This is a genomic window from Streptomyces sp. NPDC023573 (assembly GCF_055559735.1).
The window spans coordinates 276,310-294,124 of the sequence record NZ_JBVHKB010000005.1 but is presented as its reverse complement, the minus strand read 5'-3'; the positions used below and the strand labels follow the sequence as shown (position 1 = coordinate 294,124).

Genomic DNA, 17,815 nt, shown 5'->3' with positions numbered 1-17,815 from the left:
GGATGAGGTTCGGCGCAGCGGTGCTGCGTTCGTACGAGAGCCGTTTCGCCATCGAGGAGGTGCTCCTGGCAGGTGGGCCGGCCGCCGGCGAGGTCCTGGTCGAGATCGCGGGCTGCGGAATGTGCCGGACCGATCTCGCGGTCAGGCGTTCCGCGGGCCGCTCACCGCTGCCGGCGGTGCTCGGGCACGAAGGCGCAGGGGTGGTGGTGGAGACGGGCGGCCCGCACACCGGCCTGGACAACGGCGACCATGTGGTGCTGAGCTTCGACTCCTGCGGCCACTGCCGGAACTGCCTGGCCGCTGCCTCCGCCTACTGCGACTCGTTCGCCTCGCTCAACCTCTTCGGAGGGCGCAAGGAGAACGCGGCGCGCTTCACCGACGCGGCCGGGGGCGAGTTGGCCCCCCGGTGGTTCGGTCAGTCCTCGTTCGCCGAGTACGCGATGGTCCCGGCGCGCAATGCCGTGCGGGTCGACCCCTCGCTGCCCGTCGAACTGCTCGGACCGCTCGGCTGCGGGTTCCTCACGGGCGCCGGAGCGGTCCTCAACTCCTTCGGCGTCGCGCCCGGCGACACCCTCGCGGTCTTCGGCGCGGGCGCGGTGGGCCTGGCCGCGGTGATGGCGGCCGCCGCCTCCGGAGCGGTGACGGTGGCAGTAGACCGGTACCCCGAACGGCTGGCCCTCGCCGAACGCTTCGGCGCGATCCCGCTGAACGCCGCCTCGCCCGATCTCCCAGGCCGTATCCGTCAGCTGACCGACGGCGGCGCGCACTACGCACTGGACACCACAGCCTCCGCCCAGCTGATCAACGACGCGCTCCGGGCCCTGCGCCCGACGGGGCGTCTCGGCCTGGTGGCACGGCTCCGCACCAGGCTGCCACTCGAACCGGGAGCGCTTGACCAGGGCAGGACGATCACCCACATCTGCGAGGGCGACGCGGTGCCGGGACTGCTCGTCCCGCGGCTGACCGGGCTGTGGCAGGCCGGGCGGTTCCCCTTCGACGAGCTGATCCGTACGTACCCGCTCGCCGACATCAACGAGGCCGAACGCGACTGCGAAGCGGGGCGCGTGGTCAAACCCGTACTGATCCCAGGAGGAAGAAGCCGATGAGTGAGGCATCCACCGTCCCTCACCACCCCGTGGCCCGACTCACCGATGGAGGAAACGTGAACGGCGCGACGCGTCGCAGCACCGGTGTGGACGGAGGGGTGGGTGTGACCGCTCTCCTGGTCGCCGCGGCACGGGCGATCGAGACCCACCGCCACGACGCCCTGGCACAGGACGTCTACGCGGAACACTTCGTGCGCGCCGCACCGGCATCCGACGGCTGGCCGGTCCGGATGGAAGAGGTCCAGGACGGGGACGCGAACCCGCTGTGGGGGCGATTCGCGCGCTACTTCGGTCTGCGGACGAGAGTCCTCGACGACTTTCTCCTCCGGTCGGTGCACACCGGGGAAGCCCGCCAGGTGGTGCTGTTCGGTGCGGGGCTCGACGCGCGGGCGTACCGGCTCGACTGGCCTGACGGCTGCGTGGTCTACGAGATCGACAGGGGAGGCGTGCTGGAGTTCAAGCACGGGGTGCTCGACGGGCTGTCGGCCACCCCTCGGGCGGCGCGCGTTCCCGTCCCGGTCGATCTGCGCGCCGACTGGGTCGAGGCGCTCACCGGCGCCGGCTTCGACACGGCCGCACCGAGCGTGTGGCTGGCCGAGGGCTTGCTGTTCTACCTGCCCGCCGCCGCCGAGACGTACCTCATCGACATGGTGGACCGGATGAGCCCGGAAGGGAGCGCCCTGGCGTACGAGGTCAAGCTCGAGAAGGACCTGCTGGAATACCGTGACAGCCCGCTCTACACGGCGACGGCACAGCAGATCGGCATCGACCTGCTCACCCTCTTCGACAGGGAGCCGCGGCCGGACTCAGCCGGTGATCTCGAGAGCAGGGGCTGGTCCACGGAGGTCCACACCCCCTTCGACTTCACCCGCCGGCACGGACGCGGCCCGTTGCCCGAGGAGAACGACGCCCTGGCGGGCAACCGGTGGGTCTTCGCGGACAAGCTCCGACCGCCTAGCACTCGATGATGTTCACCGCGAGCCCGCCGCGCGCCGTCTCCTTGTACTTGACGCTCATGTCCGCGCCCGTCTCCTTCATCGTCTTGATGACCTTGTCCAGGGAGACCTTGTGGCTGCCGTCGCCGCGCAGCGCCATCTTGGCCGCCGTGACCGCCTTGACCGCCGCCATGCCGTTGCGCTCGATGCAGGGGATCTGGACGAGGCCGCCGACCGGGTCGCAGGTCAGGCCCAGGTTGTGCTCCATGCCGATCTCGGCGGCGTTCTCCACCTGCTCGGGGGAGCCGCCCAGGACCTCGGCGAGGGCGCCGGCGGCCATGGAGCAGGCGGAGCCGACCTCGCCCTGGCAGCCGACCTCGGCGCCGGAGATGGACGCGTTCTCCTTGAAGAGCATGCCGATCGCGCCGGCGGCCAGCAGGAAGCGGACGACGCTGTCGTCCTTCTCGGCCTCGGTGCAGCCGCCCGCCGCGAAGTTCATCCAGTAGTGCAGTACGGCGGGAATGATGCCCGCCGCGCCGTTGGTCGGGGCGGTCACCACACGGCCCCCGGCGGCGTTCTCCTCGTTGACGGCCATCGCGTAGAGGGTGATCCACTCCATCGCGTGCGTCTGGGGGTCGCCCTCGGCCCGCAGCTGCCTGGCCGAGTTCGCGGCGCGGCGGCGGACCTTCAGGCCGCCGGGCAGGATGCCCTCGCGGGACATGCCGCGGGCGATGCAGGCCTGCATGACGCGCCAGATCTCCAGCAGCCCCGCGCGGATCTCGTCCTCGGTCCGCCAGGCCTTCTCGTTCTCCAGCATCAGGGAGGAGATGGACAGGCCGGTCTCCCGGGCGAGCCTCAGCAGCTCGTCGCCCGTGCGGAAGGGGTGCTTCAGGACGGTGTCGTCCGGGACGATCGGGTTCTCGCCGGCCACCGCGTCCTCGTCGACGACGAAGCCGCCGCCCACCGAGTAGTACGTCTTCTCCAGGAGCGGGGCGCCGTCGCGGTCGTACGCGAGGACCGTCATCCCGTTGGCGTGGTACGGCAGGGCCTTGCGCCGGTGCAGGACCAGCTGCTCGTCGGCGTCGAAGGGGATGTCGTGCATGCCGAGCAGATTGATGCGCCCCGAGGCGCGGATCTCCTCGACGCGGGCGTCGGCGCCCTCGACGTCGACGGTGCGGGGCGACTCGCCCTCCAGCCCCAGCAGGACGGCCTTCGGGGTGCCGTGCCCGTGACCGGTCGCGCCGAGCGAGCCGTACAGCTCGGCCCGTATCGAGGCGGTGTGGGCCAGCAGGCCCTCGTTCTTGAGGCGGCGGGCGAACATGCGGGCCGCGCGCATCGGGCCGACCGTGTGGGAGCTGGACGGGCCGATACCGACCGAGAAGAGGTCGAAGACCGAGAGGGCCACGGGAGTACTCCTAAGGCGTTGGTGGACGTCGTTGTCCGCCGGGTGGTGCGGGGACGGGCCGGTGGGCCCGGGAGCGCGGGGCAAAGGGGTGGGGGCACCGGGCTCACTGTGTTCAGTGTGCGCGGTGCCCCCACCCTGCGTGCAAATTGCGGGTGACTACTTGATGCCGGGGTACAGCGGGAACTTCTCGGCCAGCGCGATCACGCGGGCCTTGAGGTCGTCGGCGTCGTACGCGGGCTTCAGCGCTGACGCGATGATCTCCGCGACCTCGGTGAAGTCCTCGGTCTGGAAGCCACGGGTGGCCAGGGCGGGCGTGCCGATCCGCAGGCCCGAGGTGACCATCGGGGGCCGCGGGTCGTTCGGGACGGCGTTCCGGTTGACCGTGATGCCGACCTCGTGGAGCCGGTCCTCGGCCTGCTGGCCGTCCAGCTCGGAGTTGCGCAGGTCGACCAGGACCAGGTGCACGTCCGTGCCGCCGGAGAGGACGGAGACGCCCACCTCGGTGACGTCCGGCTGTACCAGGCGCTCGGCGAGGATGCGGGCGCCGTCCAGGGTGCGCTGCTGGCGCTCCTTGAACTCCTCGGTCGCCGCGACCTTGAAGGAGACCGCCTTGGCCGCGATCACGTGCTCCAGCGGGCCGCCCTGCTGACCGGGGAAGACCGCCGAGTTGATCTTCTTGGCGAGCTCCTGGGTCGACAGGATGACGCCACCGCGCGGACCACCGAGGGTCTTGTGCGTGGTGGTCGTGACGACGTGGGCGTGCGGCACCGGGTTGGGGTGCAGCCCCGCGGCGACCAGGCCCGCGAAGTGCGCCATGTCGACCATCAGGTACGCGCCGACCTCGTCCGCGATGCGGCGGAAGGCGGCGAAGTCCAGCTGACGCGGGTAGGCGGACCAGCCGGCCACGATCAGCTTCGGCTTCGACTCCTTGGCGAGGCGCTCGACCTCGGCCATGTCCACGACACCGGTGTCGTCGACGTGGTACGGGACCACGTTGTAGAGCTTGCCGGAGAAGTTGATCTTCATGCCGTGGGTCAGGTGACCGCCGTGGGCCAGGTTGAGACCCATGATCGTGTCGCCCGGCTTCAGCAGCGCGAACATCGCGGCGGCGTTGGCCTGCGCGCCGGAGTGCGGCTGGACGTTCGCGGCCTCGGCACCGAAGAGCGCCTTGATGCGGTCGATCGCGATCTGCTCGACCACGTCGACGTGCTCGCAGCCACCGTAGTAGCGGCGGCCGGGGTAGCCCTCGGCGTACTTGTTGGTGAGGACGGAGCCCTGCGCCTCCATGACCGCGACCGGAGCGAAGTTCTCCGAGGCGATCATCTCGAGGGTGGACTGCTGACGGTGGAGCTCGGCATCGACGGCGGCGGCGACGTCCGGGTCCAGCTCGTGGAGGGAGGAGTTGAGAAGCGACATCAGTTAAGTCCCTAAGGTCTCAGTTGCCGGAGAACGCGGTGTACTCGTCGGCGGAGAGAAGGTCTTCCGGCTCCTCCGCGACGCGCACCTTGAACAGCCAGCCGCCCTCGAAGGGAGCGGAGTTCACCAGCGACGGGTCGTCCACGACGTCCTGGTTGGCCGCGGTCACCTCGCCGGTCACCGGCGAGTACAGGTCGCTGACCGACTTGGTCGACTCCAGCTCACCGCAGGTCTCGCCCGCGGTCACCGTGTCGCCGACCTCCGGGAGCTGGGCGTAGACGACGTCACCGAGCGCGTTGGCCGCGAACTCGGTGATGCCGACCGTGGCCACGCCGTCCTCGAGGGCCGACAGCCACTCGTGCTCCTTGCTGTACCGCAGCTGCTGGGGGTTGCTCATGACCTGAATTCTCCTGTACGCGGGGGAGTGCTGATGAACGATGGTCTTACGGTGTGAGACACGACTGCGTCACGTGGGCGGCGCGGTGTGTGACAGGCGCGCCGCGCCGCGTCACTTACGGCGCTTGTAGAACGGCAGCGCCACGACCTCGTACGGCTCGTGCTTGCCCCGGATGTCGACCCCGACACCCTCGGTGCCGGGCGCGGCGTGCGCCGCGTCCACGTAGGCCATGGCGATCGGCTTGCCCAGAGTGGGCGACGGCGCACCGGAGGTGACCTCGCCCACGACCTGCCCGCCGGCCACGACGGGGTAACCCGCGCGCGGCACCCGGCGGCCCTCGGCGACCAGGCCGACGAGCTTGCGGGGCGGGGCGGACTCGGCACGGGCCGCCGCGGCGGTGAGCGCCTCGCGGCCGACGAAGTCGCCCTCCTTCTCGAACTTCACGACCCTGCCCAGGCCCGCGTCGAAGGGGGTCAGCGCGGTGGTCAGCTCGTGCCCGTACAGCGGCATGCCCGCCTCCAGACGGAGCGTGTCGCGGCAGGAGAGCCCGCAGGGGATCAGACCGTACGGCGCGCCCGCCTCGGTCAGCGCCTTCCAGAGCTGCTCGGCGTGGGCGGGGGCCACGAAGAGCTCGAAGCCGTCCTCGCCGGTGTAGCCGGTGCGGGCGATGAGCGCGGGGACGCCGGCGACCGTTCCGGGGAGTCCGGCGTAGTACTTCAGTCCGTCCAGGTCGGCGTCCGTGACCGACTTCAGTACGGCGGGGGAGTCAGGGCCCTGGACGGCGAGCAGCGCGTAGGCGTCGCGGTCGTCCCGCACCTCGGTGTCGAAGTCCCCGGCGCGCCCGGTGAGGGTGTCCAGGACGAGCTGGGCGTTGCCGGCGTTGGCCACCACCATGTACTCGGTCTCGCCCAGGCGGTAGACGATCAGGTCGTCCAGGATCCCGCCGTCCTCCGCGACGATCATCGTGTAGCGGGCCCGGCCCACGCCCACGGTGGCGATGTTGCCGACCAGCGCGTAGCTCAGGAAGGCCGCCGCCTGCGGACCGGTGACGGTGATCTCACCCATGTGCGACAGGTCGAACAGGCCGGCCCGTTCGCGTACGGCGTTGTGCTCGTCGCGCTCGCTGGCGTACCGCAGCGGCATGTCCCAGCCGGCGAAGTCGGTCATGGTCGCGCCCAGGGACCGATGCAGGGCATCGAGGGCGGTGAGACGGGGGGCGGCGCTCGGGGCAGTGCTCATGGACATGGCTCCAGGGCATGACGACAGGGGGTGGTTCCCTCCCCATCTGTCATCGGAACCTGAGAGGTTCGCCGACAGCCCCTGAAAGGGTCCCGACGGGGTCGGCCCCGTCAGCGTCGGCTTGCACCTTGGGTGGAGCCGCAGAGCGGCCCGCTTTTCAGATCTGCCTCATCCACGCGGTACGGGGCCTGAGAGATTCAAGGGAGGAACTTGCTCCTTCGGCGCCCGGCGCACACGGTGACCGGGACTCTCCCGCGCGGATTCAAACGGCCGGTATGCAGTTGGCGGGGTCATCATCGCACGCATTGCGGGAGAGTGGGGCGTCCAGGCCCGGACGGGTGCCGGACCCGACACGTACGGGCGGAAACGGTTGTGCCGCATTACCTTTTCTTTACACTTCTTGGGCAGGTCAGTGGGTGACTCGGCAGGGGGAAGGCGATGACGTTGCAGCGCTACGCGACAACCGCGGGGGCGGCACGCGGTGCGATGCCCCAGCAGCCGGGCGTGCCCGCCCGGGAGCTGACGGGCGGGCCCGCTCAGGTGGTGCGTGATCTGCGGGGCGGGGGCGGCCGGGGCCCGAGTGGCCTGGACTTCGCGGCGGGTGACGTGGTCGTGGTCTCGGGGCTGCCCGGCAGCGGGAAGTCGACGCTGATCCGGCGGGCGGTGAAGGAGTACGCGGTCGACTCCCAGGACACCAGGGACCGCTGGGCGGCCGCCCTGCCCGCCTTACTCCCGTACGCCCTCTACCGCCCCCTGGTGCGTGCCGCGCACTACGCCGGGCTGTGGCGGGCGCTGCGGTCGGGCGGACCGGTCGTCGTCCACGACTGCGGCACGCAGGCGTGGGTGCGCAGCTGGCTGGCGCGCGAGGCCCGGCGCCGGGGCAGCGGCCTCCACCTCGTCCTGCTCGACGTCACCCCCCGGGTGGCCAGGCAGGGGCAGCGGGAGCGTGGGCGCGGGGTCTCCGGATACGCCTTCGCCCGGCACCGGCGCGCGGTGGGCCGGCTGCTGCGCGACACGGAGACCGGACTGCTGCCGCCGGGGTGCGCCTCGGCGGTCCTGCTCGACCGTGAGGCCGCCGCGGGCATCGACCGGATCTCGTTCCCGGAGGCGCGGCTCCCGCAGGAGTAGAGGACTCGGTGGCGTCACCGTTCGCATACGCACAGTTCGCGGGCCTCCGGCACGCTGTCCGGAATCTGGACGGTGCGGTGGACGGGGGCGCCGCCTCCGCGGGGCTCTGCCCTCCTGCCGCGACCCGGTCTAGAGTTTCAGCCGCACCGCATGGCGAGAGAGGGACACAGACACCGTGGACATTCCGGCTCAGGCCCAGGCCCCGTCGCACCCGTCGCAGGGATGGCCGGCCAACGAGTTCGAGGAAGTGCTCAGCGCCTCGCTCGGCGTGCCCGGGGCGGGCGGACGACTCGTCGAGGTGCTCGGCCGCAGCCAGGTCTGGGTCCCCCTGCCGAACGGCGGGGGGCGCGACAGCACCGACCTCGATCTGCCGACGGTCGACATCGACGGCGGCGCGTACGTCCCCGTGTTCAGCTCCGAGGCGCAGTTCCTCCAGTGCGTCGGCACCCATCTCTCCTTCACCGTCGCACCCGCACGCGAGTTCGCCCGCGGACTGCCGCCGCAGCTCGGGATAGCGGTCAACCCCGGCGGCGCCGTCGGCGTGCCCCTGCCGCCCGGCGCCGTCGCCGAGCTCTGCCGGGCCGGGCGCACCCCGCTGGACGGCCCCGCGAGCGGCGGCCGGGTGCGGCTGTACGAGCCGGACTGGAAGGAGGACCCCGTCGACTTCCTCGCCGCGGTGTCCGCCGAATTCCAGGGGACCACCGGGGTGAAGACCGCGCGCCGGGCGCTGGCCAGCATCGAGGGCGAGAGCCCCGTCCTCTTCGTCGGCGTCGAGTCCGACGTCTGGGACGCCGCCGGGCAGAGCGCCCCGCTGGACGCCCTGGGGCGCGCGCTCGGCCGGGTCCAGGTGCCCTGGCCGGTCAATCTCCTGCTGCTGGACATGGCCCAGGACCCGGTCGGGGACTGGATGCTGGAGAAGGTGCGTCCGTTCTACCGGCGCGACGCGTACTGAGAGACGGACCCGCCGATGCCACGTGGCGTCAAGACGGTGTCAGGGGCGGCGCATAAGCTGGTTGGATGACGAGGCCGCCCCGTGTGCCCGGGAGTGGCACCACAGCACAGTGCGGCATGCGGGAACAGCGGAACGAAGAGGGGCGGGACCCAGGGTGAGTGCGTCAGGTACCGCGGCGGCCGGTCAGGTCGAGCACATGCTGCGCCAAGTGACCCCGGGGCGCCTCGACGCGTACGAGTCGCTGTTGCGGTCCCTCGCGGACGGCCAGGTCTGGATGCTCCTCTGGCACGGCACGGCGGGCTCCCCCGACGCCCAGTACGGCAACATGGAGGTCGAAGGGCAGGGTTACGCCCCCTGCGTGACCTCCGCCCAGGAGCTCTCGGCCAGCGGCTGGAACAGGGCCCACGAGGTGATCACGGGCCGCGACATCGCCCGCTCCCTCTTCCCCGACCGCTGGGGCATCTGGCTCAATCCGCACGCCCCCGGCGGCGGCGTCGGCATCCCCTGGCTGGACCTGCGCCGCATCGCCACCGGCCTCGACCGGATGCCCGCGGGGCCGCTGCGGCTGACCGAGCCCTCCATCGAACTCCCGCAGTTCTACGCCCTGCTGTCGCAGAACGCCCACCGCACCTCCGCCGTCCGCGCGCTGCGCCGCGCCTGGGTGCAGCCCGCGCTCGGCGCCCCGTACCTCGCGATCGGGCTCGACCTCTACGACACGGGCCGGCCGTCCGTCGACGCGGTCCGCGCGATGATGCAGCAGTCGATCGGCGTGGTCCCCGACGGACTGCCCGTCTCCACGGTCTCGCTGTCCGACGAGTACGACCCCGTCGCGATGTGGCTGAACGCCAACTCCCGCCCGTTCTACGACCGCGAGGCGCACGCCCCGGCACCCGCTGCCCCGGGTTACGGCTACCCGCCCGCCACAGGTCCGGTACCGCACGCGTACTGAGAGGGCGCCGGCCGCCGGCGCGGTGTCGCGGCCAAATCGTCACCTGAACCACGCAGTTGGGTGGCATGTCCGTTAGTGACGGATTGGTTCCCCGCGGACCCGCTCAACAAGCACAGCTGTCCGCATAACGGAAGCCTCTTGGCAGCATCACGTTTGAGCAAACATTCCCCGTCAGGTCTGGCGGGTGATCGCAAAGTGGTTGAAGACTCCACACAGCAGGTGCTCCATGCCCGACGAAACCCTCTTTCAAACAGGGTGAGTTCGGCATGTGTGATCGCATCTGTCATGTTTTGTTAGAGCCGCTACAGCGGCGGTCACAGGCCGGCCACCGTCGGCCGAGAGGGGTCTCCAGCGCAATGACGGCACCGATCGAGACCACCGGGGCGGACGCGCGGCCCGAAACGGTGCTGGAAGGCGCCGGGCGCAAGGAGATCGAGGGCCGCTCGCTCGGCCGGATCGCCTGGACGCGCTTCAAGCGGGACAAGGGCGCGATGGCCGGCGGCATCGTCGTCGTGCTGCTGATCCTCACCGCGGTCCTGTCCAAGCCGCTCCAGTCGCTCCTCGGGCTCGACCCCAACGCCTTCAACCAGAGCCTGGTCGACCCCGTCATGCTGGCGCCCAAGGGCTCCCTGGGCGGGATCAGCTGGGACCACCCCCTCGGAGTCGAGCCGCAGACCGGACGCGACATCCTGGCGCGCATCCTCGAAGGCTCCTGGGTCTCCCTCGTGGTCGCCGTCGGCTCCACGCTGCTCTCGGTCGTCATCGGCGTCGTCATGGGCGTCGTGGCCGGGTTCTACGGCGGCTGGGTGGACAGCTTCATCAGCCGGCTGATGGACACCTTCCTCGCCTTCCCGCTGCTCCTCTTCGCGATCTCCATCTCCGCCTCCCTGCAGGGCAACGCCTTCGGGATGGAAGGGCTCACGCTGCGGATCGCGGTCCTGATCTTCGTGATCGGGTTCTTCAGCTGGCCCTACATCGGCCGTATCGTCCGTGCGCAGACCATGTCGCTGCGCGAGCGGGAGTTCGTCGAGGCTGCCAGGTCGCTGGGCGCACGCGGCCCGTTCATCCTCTTCCGCGAGCTGCTGCCGAACCTGATCGCGCCGATCCTCGTGTACGCGACGCTGCTGATCCCCACGAACATCCTCTTCGAGGCGTCCCTGTCCTTCCTCGGTGTGGGTATCGCGCCGCCGCAGGCGTCCTGGGGCGGGATGCTCACGCAGGCCGTCGACCTCTACGAGGTGGACCCGATGTTCATGGTCATCCCCGGTATGGCGATCTTCATCACCGTGCTGGCCTTCAATCTGCTGGGGGACGGGCTGCGCGACGCACTCGACCCTCGTGGCAAGTAATCGCGGCAGTGCCGCACCGGACTAGCGAGGGGGCTTTCCTCAGCATGCAGAACAGAAAGACAGCAGCGGCCATAGCCGTGGCCGTAGCGGTGTCGCTCGGCGCATCGGCCTGCAGCGGCAGCGATTCGGGCGGTGACAGCAACGGCGGTGGGGGCAACGCCAAGGCCGACGCCGGTCTGTCGAGCATCGTCAACGCGACCGACAAGAAGGGGGGGACGGTCACGTACGAGCACTCCAGTGGCCCGGACTCCCTGGACCCGGGCAACACGTACTACGGCTGGGTGCAGAACTTCTCCCGCCTGTACGCCCGTTCGCTGGTGACCTTCAAGCCGGCCGCCGGCAAGGAGAGCCTGGAGGTCGTTCCCGACCTCGCCACCGGCCTCGGCAAGGCCAGCGACGACGCCAAGACCTGGACGTACACGCTCCGCAAGGGCGTGAAGTTCGAGGACGGCACCGAGATCACCTCGAAGGACGTCAAGTACGCCGTCGAGCGCTCCAACTTCGCGCCGGAGGCACTGTCCAACGGTCCGACGTACTTCAAGGCCTACCTCGAGGGCGGCGACAAGTACAAGGGCCCGTACAAGGACAAGTCGGCCGAAGGCCTCAAGTCCATCGAGACGCCGGACGACCACACGATCGTCTTCAAGCTGAACAAGCCGTTCGCGGACATGGACTACCTCGCGGCGTTCTCGCAGACCGCCCCGATCCAGCAGAAGGCCGACACGGGCGCCAGCTACGTCCAGAAGATGGTCTCCTCGGGTCCGTACAAGTTCTCGGCGTACGACGAGAGCAAGGGCGCGACGCTGGTCCGCAACACGGAGTGGGACCCGAAGACGGACCCGATCCGCAAGGCGCTGCCGGACAAGATCGAGCTCAAGTTCAACGTCAACGCCACCACGGTCGACGACCACCTGCTCAACGACGTCTCCACCGCGGACATCGCGGGCACGGGTCTGCAGTCCAAGACGCAGCCCAAGGTCCTGGCCAAGGCCGCCGAGAAGGCGAAGACGGACAACCCGTACGCCGGTGCCCTGCAGTACATGGCGCTGAACGTCAACGTGAAGCCGTTCGACAACGTCGAGTGCCGCAAGGCCGTTCAGTACGCGGTCGACAAGCAGGGCCTGATCGACTCGATCGGTGGTTCGGTCAAGGGTGACCCGGCCACCACGGTCATCCCGCCCACCGTCGCCGGTTACAAGAAGTTCGACCTGTACCCGACCGAGGGCAACAAGGGCGACATGGCGAAGGCCAAGGAGCACCTGACCAAGTGCGGTCAGCCCAAGGGCTTCAAGACCACGCTGACGGCGCGCTCCGACCGTCCTGACGAGATCACCGCCGCCACGCAGCTCCAGGGCAGCCTGAAGGCGATCGGCATCACCGCCGAGATCAAGCAGTTCCCGGCGGACAAGTACTTCACGGACTTCGCGGGCGTCCCCGAGTGGGTCCACAAGAACAACGCGGGCATGATGATGATGCAGTGGGGCGCCGACTGGCCGACCGGCTTCGGTTTCCTGGACCAGATCGTGAACGGATCGGCCATCAAGCCGTCCGGCGGCACGAACCTGATGGAGCTCGACGACAAGGGCATCAACGACCTCCTCGTCAAGGGCATCGGCACCGTCGACACCACGGCGCGCAACGCCACGTGGGGCGAGGTCGACCAGAAGGTCATGGAGAACGCCTCGGTCGTTCCCCTCGTCTACCGCAAGAACCTGCTCTACCGCCCGGACTCCGCGGCGAACGTCACGGTCACGGACGCCTACCTCGGCATGTACGACTACGTGCTGATGACGTCCACCAAGTAACACCTGTTCATCGACAGCATCCCTTGAAAGGCAGGTGAAGGCGCCGGGCCGGCGGGCGTACCCCGTCCGCCCGCCCGGCGCCGCACGGCTGTGGCTGCGTACATCATCCGACGCGTATTCGCCGCGGTGTTGCTGCTGCTGGTGGTCAGCGCAGTCACGTTCGCGATCTTCTTCCTGGTGCCCCGCCTCGGCGGGCAGACCCTCGACTCGATGGCCGCCCAGTACGTCGGGAAGAGTCCTGACCCCGACGTCATCGCCGCGGTCAAGAAGAACCTGGGGCTCGATCAGCCCCTGTACCTCCAGTACTGGAACTTCGTCAAGGGCATCGTCGTCGGCGCCGACTACCAGTTCGGCCCCGACCCGGTCACCTGCAACGCCCCGTGCTTCGGCTACTCCTTCAAGACCCACACCGAGATCTGGCCGCAGCTCGTCGACCGTGTCCCGGTCACGCTGTCGCTGGCCGTCGGTGCCGCGGTCATCTGGGTCGTCTCCGGTGTCGCCATCGGTGTCCTCTCCGCGCTCAAGCGGGGTTCGTTCTTCGACCGCCTCTCCATGGGCGTCGCCCTCGCCGGTGTCTCGCTGCCGATGTTCTTCACCGGCCTCGTCGTGCTGGCGCTGTTCGGCAACGGGGAGTACGTACCGTTCGCCGACGATCCACTCGCGTGGGCGGGCAGTCTGGTCCTGCCCTGGTGCACGCTCGCCCTGCTCTACTCCGCCCTCTACGCCCGGCTCACCCGGGCCGGGATGCTGGAGACGATGAGCGAGGACTACATCAGAACCGCGCGGGCCAAGGGACTCCAGGAACGCAAGGTGGTCATCAAGCACGGGCTGCGCTCCGCGCTGACCCCGCTCGTCACGATCTTCGGCATGGACTTCGCGCTGCTGCTCGGGGGCGCGGTCATCACCGAACGGGTCTTCTCCTTCCAGGGGCTGGGTGCCTTCGCCATCCAGGGCGTGACCACCGCCGACCTGCCCAAGGTGATGGGCGTGACCCTGGTCGCCGCCTTCTTCATCGTCATCTGCAACCTGCTGGTGGACCTCGTGTACGCCGCGATCGACCCCCGGGTGAGGCTCTCATGAGCGACGCAATCAAGAAGGACTCCCCGGCGGCGGACACCGTTCCCGCCCCGCGGTCCGGCGACGACAAGCAGTTCCTGTCCGTACGCAACCTCAGTGTCCACTTCGACACCGACGACGGCCTGGTCAAGTCCGTCGACGGCGTCAGCTTCGACCTGAAGGCCGGCCAGACCCTCGGCATCGTCGGCGAGTCCGGCTCCGGCAAGTCCGTGACCTCGCTGGGGATCATGGGGCTGCACACCTCGGAGCGGGCCCGGATCAAGGGTGAGATCTGGCTGGACGGCGAGGAGCTCATCGGCGCCGGCCCCGAGCGCGTACGGAAGCTGCGCGGCCAGAAGATGGCCATGATCTTCCAGGACCCGCTGTCCGCCCTGCACCCGTACTACAGCATCGGCGCGCAGATCGTGGAGGCCCACCGGGTCCACCACAAGGTCGACAAGAAGACCGCGAAGAAGCGCGCGGTCGAGATGCTCGACCGTGTCGGCATCCCCGAGCCGCACCGACGCTACGAGGACTATCCGCACCAGTTCTCGGGCGGTATGCGCCAGCGCGCGATGATCGCGATGGCTCTGGTGAACAACCCGCAGCTGCTCATCGCCGACGAGCCGACGACCGCCCTGGACGTCACCGTCCAGGCGCAGATCCTCGACCTCATCCGCGATCTGCAGAAGGAGTTCGGCTCCGCGGTGGTCATGATCACCCATGACCTCGGTGTCGTCGCCGAGATCGCGGACAACCTGCTCGTGATGTACGCGGGACGCTGCATCGAGCGCGGCACCGCCGAGAAGGTGTTCTACGAGCCCCAGCACCCCTACACCTGGGGTCTGCTCGGTTCCATGCCGCGCATCGACCGGGAGCAGACCGACCGGCTCATCCCGGTCAAGGGCTCGCCGCCCAGTCTCATCAACGTCCCGTCGGGCTGCGCCTTCCACCCGCGCTGCCCGTACGCCGACGTCCCCCCGGACAACATCACCCGCACCGAGCGTCCGGAGCTGCAGCAGGTCAGCGACGGGCACTACTCCGCGTGCCACATGTCGCGTGAGCAGCGCGACCGGATCTGGACCGAAGAGATTGCGCCGAAGCTGTGACTGATCGAGACAAGAAGACTCCCGCGTCTCCCGCGGCCGGGTCGGACGGGTCCGAGCCGCTCCTCAAGGTCGAGGGCCTGGTCAAGCACTTCCCGATCACCAAGGGCGTGCTGAAGCGCAAGGTCGGCGCGGTCCAGGCCGTGGACGGGCTCACCTTCGACGTGCGTCCCGGGGAGACCCTGGGCGTGGTCGGTGAGTCGGGCTGCGGGAAGTCGACGATGGGCCGGCTGGTGACCCGTCTGCTGGAACCGACCGGCGGCAAGGTCGAGTTCCAGGGCCGCGACATCACCCACATGTCGGCGGGGCGGCTCCGGCCGATGCGCCGTGACATCCAGATGATCTTCCAGGACCCGTACGGCTCGCTGAACCCGCGCCACACGGTCGGCGGGATCATCGGCACCCCCTTCCGGCTCCAGGGCGTCAACCCCGAGGGCGGCGTGAAGGCCGAGGTCCAGCGGCTTCTGGAGCTGGTGGGGCTCAACCCCGAGCACTACAACCGCTACCCGCACGAGTTCTCCGGCGGTCAGCGTCAGCGCATCGGCATCGCCCGGGCGCTCGCGCTGAACCCGAAGCTGGTCGTCGCCGACGAGCCGGTCTCGGCGCTGGACGTGTCGATCCAGGCTCAGGTGGTGAACCTGCTGGACGACCTCCAGGAGGAGCTCGGGCTCACCTACATGATCATCGCGCACGACCTGTCGGTCATCCGCCATGTCTCGGACCGCATCGCGGTCATGTACCTCGGCAAGATCGTCGAGCTCGCGGACCGCAAATCGCTGTACGAGGCGCCGATGCACCCGTACACCAAGGCGCTGATGTCCGCGGTGCCGGTGCCGGACCCGCGCAGGCGCGGCGCCAAGAGCGACCGCATCCTGCTCAAGGGCGACGTGCCCTCGCCGATCTCGCCGCCGACCGGCTGCCGCTTCCACACCCGGTGCTGGAAGGCGACGCAGGTCTGCGGGACCACGGAGCCGCCGCTGCTCCAGCTGAAGACCGGGCACCAGGTGGCGTGCCACCACCCGGAGAACGGCGAGGACCAGGTCCCGGGGGACGCGCCGCTCGTCGCGGACGTCATCACGGTGAAGTCGGCGGGAGCCGCGGAGCCGGCCGCCGCGACGGAGGAGGCGACCGCCCCCGGGGCGGCGTCCGTGCCCGAGCAGGCGTCCGTGTCCAAGGCGGCGGCCGCGTCCGAGGCGGCGTCCGCGTCCGAGGCGTCGGACGAGCCGGATGACGCTCCCGGGTCCGCAGCCCCGGAGGAGCCGGGGAAGTCCGCCGAGCCCGCCCCCGGCGGTGACGGCGAGGAGTCCCCCTCCGCACCGTCCCCGGACGCGGAGGGCAAGACCAAGGAGTAGGACCGGCACAATTGCCCGGTGCTCAACGAACTCTTCACCCCCTCCGTCCAGCATTCGCTCGACATCGTCGGAATCTTCGTCTTCGCGATCTCGGGCGCACTGCTCGCCGTACGCAAGAACTTCGATGTCTTCGGCATCGCGGTCCTCGCCGAGGTGACAGCGCTGGGCGGAGGGATCTTCCGTGACGTGATCATCGGTGCGGTCCCCCCGGCGGCCTTCACCGATCTCGGCTACTTCGTGACCCCGCTGCTCGCTGCCGCCCTGGTCTTCTTCCTGCACCCGCACGTGGAGCGGATCCAGGTCGGCGTCAACGTCTTCGACGCCGCAGGGCTGGGGCTCTTCTGCGTGGCCGGCACGGTCAAGGCGTACGAGTACGGTCTCGGTCTCACCTCGTCCGCCGCCCTCGGGCTGGCCACCGCGGTCGGCGGCGGAGTGCTGCGCGACGTCCTGGCCAACGAGGTGCCGTCGCTGCTGCGCTGGGACAGGGACCTGTACGCCGTGCCCGCCATCGTGGGCGCCGTCATGGTGGTCCTCTGCATCCGCTTCGACGCCCTCAACGGTTACACCAGCGCCGCCGCCGCGATCACCGCGTTCCTCCTGCGGCTCCTCGCCCTGCGCTTCCACTGGCGGGCACCGCGCGCCTACAACCGGCGCTCGGCCACGGCGGAGGAGAAGCCCGCCGTCATGTGACGGCAAACAGAAAGCTACCGCTCAGTAATGCAATCGGTGTACCGTGCATGCCATGGCACAGGCAGCAGCGCAGGAGTCGCGCGCGGTACAGGCGACCATCGGTGACAGCGAGTTCGACCGCGACACCGCGGTCAGGTTCCGGGAGGAAGGCGTCTACGACGCGGAGCTCTCCGCGGGCTGGACGATCATCCACGCGGTCAACGGCGGCTACCTGCTCGCCATGCTCGGCCGCGCGCTCGGCGAGGCGCTCCCGCACTCCGACCCCTTCTCGGTCTCCGCGCACTACCTCACGGCCTCCGTCCCCGGCCCCGCCGTGATCCGCACCCAGGTCGTCCGCACCGGCCGCACGCTCTCCACCGGCGAGGCCTCGCTCTTCCAGTTCGCGGAGGACGGCACGGAGATCGAGCGCATCCGGGTGCTGGCCACCTACGGCGACCTGGACGGCCTGACCGACGAGGTCCGCACATCGGCCGAGCCGCCGGCCATCGCACCCCTCGACCAGTGCTTCGGCACGGGCGACGGCACGGCACCGATCCCCGGCAGCTCCGCCATCACCGAACGGCTGGACATCAAGCTCGACCCCGCGACGGTCGGCTGGGCCGTCGGCGCGCCGTCGGGCAAGGGCGAGATGCGCGGCTGGTTCGCGCTCGCGGACGGCCGCGACGCGGACCCGCTCTCGCTGCTGCTCACCGTGGACGCGCTGCCGCCGACCTCGTTCGAGCTGGGGCTCAAGGGCTGGACGCCCACCATCGAGCTCACCACCCACATCCGCTGTCGCCCGGCCCCCGGGCCGCTGCGCGTCTCCATCACCACCCGTAACCTCGCGGGCGGCTTCCTGGAGGAGGACGCGGACGTCTGGGACAGCGCCGGCCGTCTCGTCGCCCAGTCCCGTCAGCTGGCCCGCGCGCCCCGCGGCTGAGCCCCGCCATG

The 17,815-nt window shown here is 69.9% G+C and carries 16 protein-coding genes and 1 riboswitch; of the genes, 12 read left to right on the top strand and 4 right to left on the bottom strand.

The window, feature by feature from the left end; all coding sequences use genetic code 11:
* Positions 1-2: 2 nt before the first annotated feature.
* Positions 3-1,106, top strand: coding sequence for an NAD(P)-dependent alcohol dehydrogenase (locus tag ACZ32T_RS18375; RefSeq protein ID WP_467265900.1), 1,104 nt, complete (start codon positions 3-5; stop codon positions 1,104-1,106).
* Complete coding sequence (locus ACZ32T_RS18370) at positions 1,103-2,074, top strand: class I SAM-dependent methyltransferase (protein WP_467265898.1); 972 nt, start codon at positions 1,103-1,105, stop codon at positions 2,072-2,074. Before ACZ32T_RS18375 ends, ACZ32T_RS18370 begins: the two co-directional genes overlap by 4 nt.
* Here the strand turns inward: ACZ32T_RS18370 and ACZ32T_RS18365 are convergent.
* The 4 genes from ACZ32T_RS18365 to gcvT all read right to left on the bottom strand — a co-directional run bounded on the left by ACZ32T_RS18365 (position 2,061) and on the right by gcvT (position 6,498).
* Complete coding sequence (locus ACZ32T_RS18365) at positions 2,061-3,446, bottom strand: L-serine ammonia-lyase (protein WP_362931699.1); 1,386 nt, start codon at positions 3,444-3,446, stop codon at positions 2,061-2,063. The two genes, ACZ32T_RS18370 and ACZ32T_RS18365, sit on opposite strands and share 14 nt — an antisense overlap.
* Positions 3,447-3,602: 156 nt before the next feature.
* Positions 3,603-4,862, bottom strand: coding sequence for a serine hydroxymethyltransferase (gene glyA, locus ACZ32T_RS18360; protein WP_467367783.1), 1,260 nt, complete (start codon positions 4,860-4,862; stop codon positions 3,603-3,605).
* Between the two features lie 19 nt (positions 4,863-4,881).
* Entirely contained in the window at positions 4,882-5,259 is a 378-nt protein-coding gene (gene gcvH / locus ACZ32T_RS18355) for a glycine cleavage system protein GcvH (protein ID WP_351275341.1), read from the bottom strand.
* A gap of 111 nt (positions 5,260-5,370) precedes the next feature.
* Positions 5,371-6,498 carry a glycine cleavage system aminomethyltransferase GcvT gene (gene gcvT, locus ACZ32T_RS18350; protein ID WP_467265894.1) on the bottom strand — a complete coding sequence of 376 codons (1,128 nt, stop codon included), beginning with the start codon at positions 6,496-6,498 and terminating at the stop codon, positions 5,371-5,373.
* A gap of 167 nt (positions 6,499-6,665) precedes the next feature.
* Positions 6,666-6,763, bottom strand: a riboswitch (glycine riboswitch).
* A 173-nt stretch (positions 6,764-6,936) separates the two neighbouring features.
* Between gcvT and ACZ32T_RS18345 the strand changes: the two genes are divergently transcribed.
* The 10 genes from ACZ32T_RS18345 (at position 6,937) to ACZ32T_RS18300 (ending at position 17,804) form a co-directional block, all read left to right on the top strand.
* Entirely contained in the window at positions 6,937-7,626 is a 690-nt protein-coding gene (locus tag ACZ32T_RS18345; protein ID WP_467265892.1) for an AAA family ATPase, read from the top strand.
* A gap of 175 nt (positions 7,627-7,801) precedes the next feature.
* Positions 7,802-8,578 (top strand): enhanced serine sensitivity protein SseB, encoded by a 777-nt coding sequence (locus ACZ32T_RS18340; RefSeq protein ID WP_467265890.1) that lies wholly within the window; start codon positions 7,802-7,804, stop codon positions 8,576-8,578.
* Positions 8,579-8,732: 154 nt separating this feature from the next.
* Entirely contained in the window at positions 8,733-9,527 is a 795-nt protein-coding gene (locus ACZ32T_RS18335; protein WP_356711429.1) for an enhanced serine sensitivity protein SseB C-terminal domain-containing protein, read from the top strand.
* A 356-nt stretch (positions 9,528-9,883) separates the two neighbouring features.
* Positions 9,884-10,876, top strand: coding sequence for an ABC transporter permease (locus tag ACZ32T_RS18330; RefSeq protein WP_467265888.1), 993 nt, complete (start codon positions 9,884-9,886; stop codon positions 10,874-10,876).
* Between the two features lie 44 nt (positions 10,877-10,920).
* The gene (locus ACZ32T_RS18325) at positions 10,921-12,681 is read left to right on the top strand and encodes an ABC transporter substrate-binding protein (RefSeq protein WP_467265886.1); all 1,761 of its coding nucleotides are present in this window, start codon (positions 10,921-10,923) and stop codon (positions 12,679-12,681) included.
* Between the two features lie 90 nt (positions 12,682-12,771).
* On the top strand, positions 12,772-13,761 hold the full coding sequence (locus ACZ32T_RS18320) for an ABC transporter permease (protein ID WP_467265884.1): 990 nt from the start codon (positions 12,772-12,774) through the stop codon (positions 13,759-13,761).
* Positions 13,758-14,846 (top strand): ABC transporter ATP-binding protein, encoded by a 1,089-nt coding sequence (locus tag ACZ32T_RS18315; protein ID WP_467265882.1) that lies wholly within the window; start codon positions 13,758-13,760, stop codon positions 14,844-14,846. Before ACZ32T_RS18320 ends, ACZ32T_RS18315 begins: the two co-directional genes overlap by 4 nt.
* Entirely contained in the window at positions 14,843-16,195 is a 1,353-nt protein-coding gene (locus tag ACZ32T_RS18310; protein WP_467265880.1) for an ABC transporter ATP-binding protein, read from the top strand. The genes ACZ32T_RS18315 and ACZ32T_RS18310 overlap by 4 nt, the downstream gene beginning before the upstream one ends.
* Positions 16,196-16,213: 18 nt before the next feature.
* Positions 16,214-16,885, top strand: coding sequence for a trimeric intracellular cation channel family protein (locus ACZ32T_RS18305; RefSeq protein WP_356711416.1), 672 nt, complete (start codon positions 16,214-16,216; stop codon positions 16,883-16,885).
* 52 nt (positions 16,886-16,937) lie between these two features.
* Positions 16,938-17,804, top strand: a complete 867-nt coding sequence (locus ACZ32T_RS18300) for a thioesterase family protein (RefSeq protein ID WP_467265878.1) — start codon at positions 16,938-16,940, stop codon at positions 17,802-17,804.
* Positions 17,805-17,815 lie beyond the last annotated feature (11 nt).

What these genes read in the sequence shown, in the direction of transcription:
- ACZ32T_RS18330 (WP_467265888.1), top strand. Translation starts at nt 9,884, where the DNA reads ATGACGGCACCGATCGAGACCACCGGGGCGGACGCGCGGCCCGAAACG.
- ACZ32T_RS18300 (WP_467265878.1), top strand. Translation starts at nt 16,938, where the DNA reads ATGGCACAGGCAGCAGCGCAGGAGTCGCGCGCGGTACAGGCGACCATC.
- ACZ32T_RS18375 (WP_467265900.1), top strand. Translation starts at nt 3, where the DNA reads ATGAGGTTCGGCGCAGCGGTGCTGCGTTCGTACGAGAGCCGTTTCGCC.
- ACZ32T_RS18370 (WP_467265898.1), top strand. Translation starts at nt 1,103, where the DNA reads ATGAGTGAGGCATCCACCGTCCCTCACCACCCCGTGGCCCGACTCACC.
- gcvH (WP_351275341.1), bottom strand. Translation starts at nt 5,259, where the DNA reads ATGAGCAACCCCCAGCAGCTGCGGTACAGCAAGGAGCACGAGTGGCTG.
- gcvT (WP_467265894.1), bottom strand. Translation starts at nt 6,498, where the DNA reads ATGAGCACTGCCCCGAGCGCCGCCCCCCGTCTCACCGCCCTCGATGCC.
- ACZ32T_RS18325 (WP_467265886.1), top strand. Translation starts at nt 10,921, where the DNA reads ATGCAGAACAGAAAGACAGCAGCGGCCATAGCCGTGGCCGTAGCGGTG.
- ACZ32T_RS18315 (WP_467265882.1), top strand. Translation starts at nt 13,758, where the DNA reads ATGAGCGACGCAATCAAGAAGGACTCCCCGGCGGCGGACACCGTTCCC.
- glyA (WP_467367783.1), bottom strand. Translation starts at nt 4,862, where the DNA reads ATGTCGCTTCTCAACTCCTCCCTCCACGAGCTGGACCCGGACGTCGCC.
- ACZ32T_RS18345 (WP_467265892.1), top strand. Translation starts at nt 6,937, where the DNA reads ATGACGTTGCAGCGCTACGCGACAACCGCGGGGGCGGCACGCGGTGCG.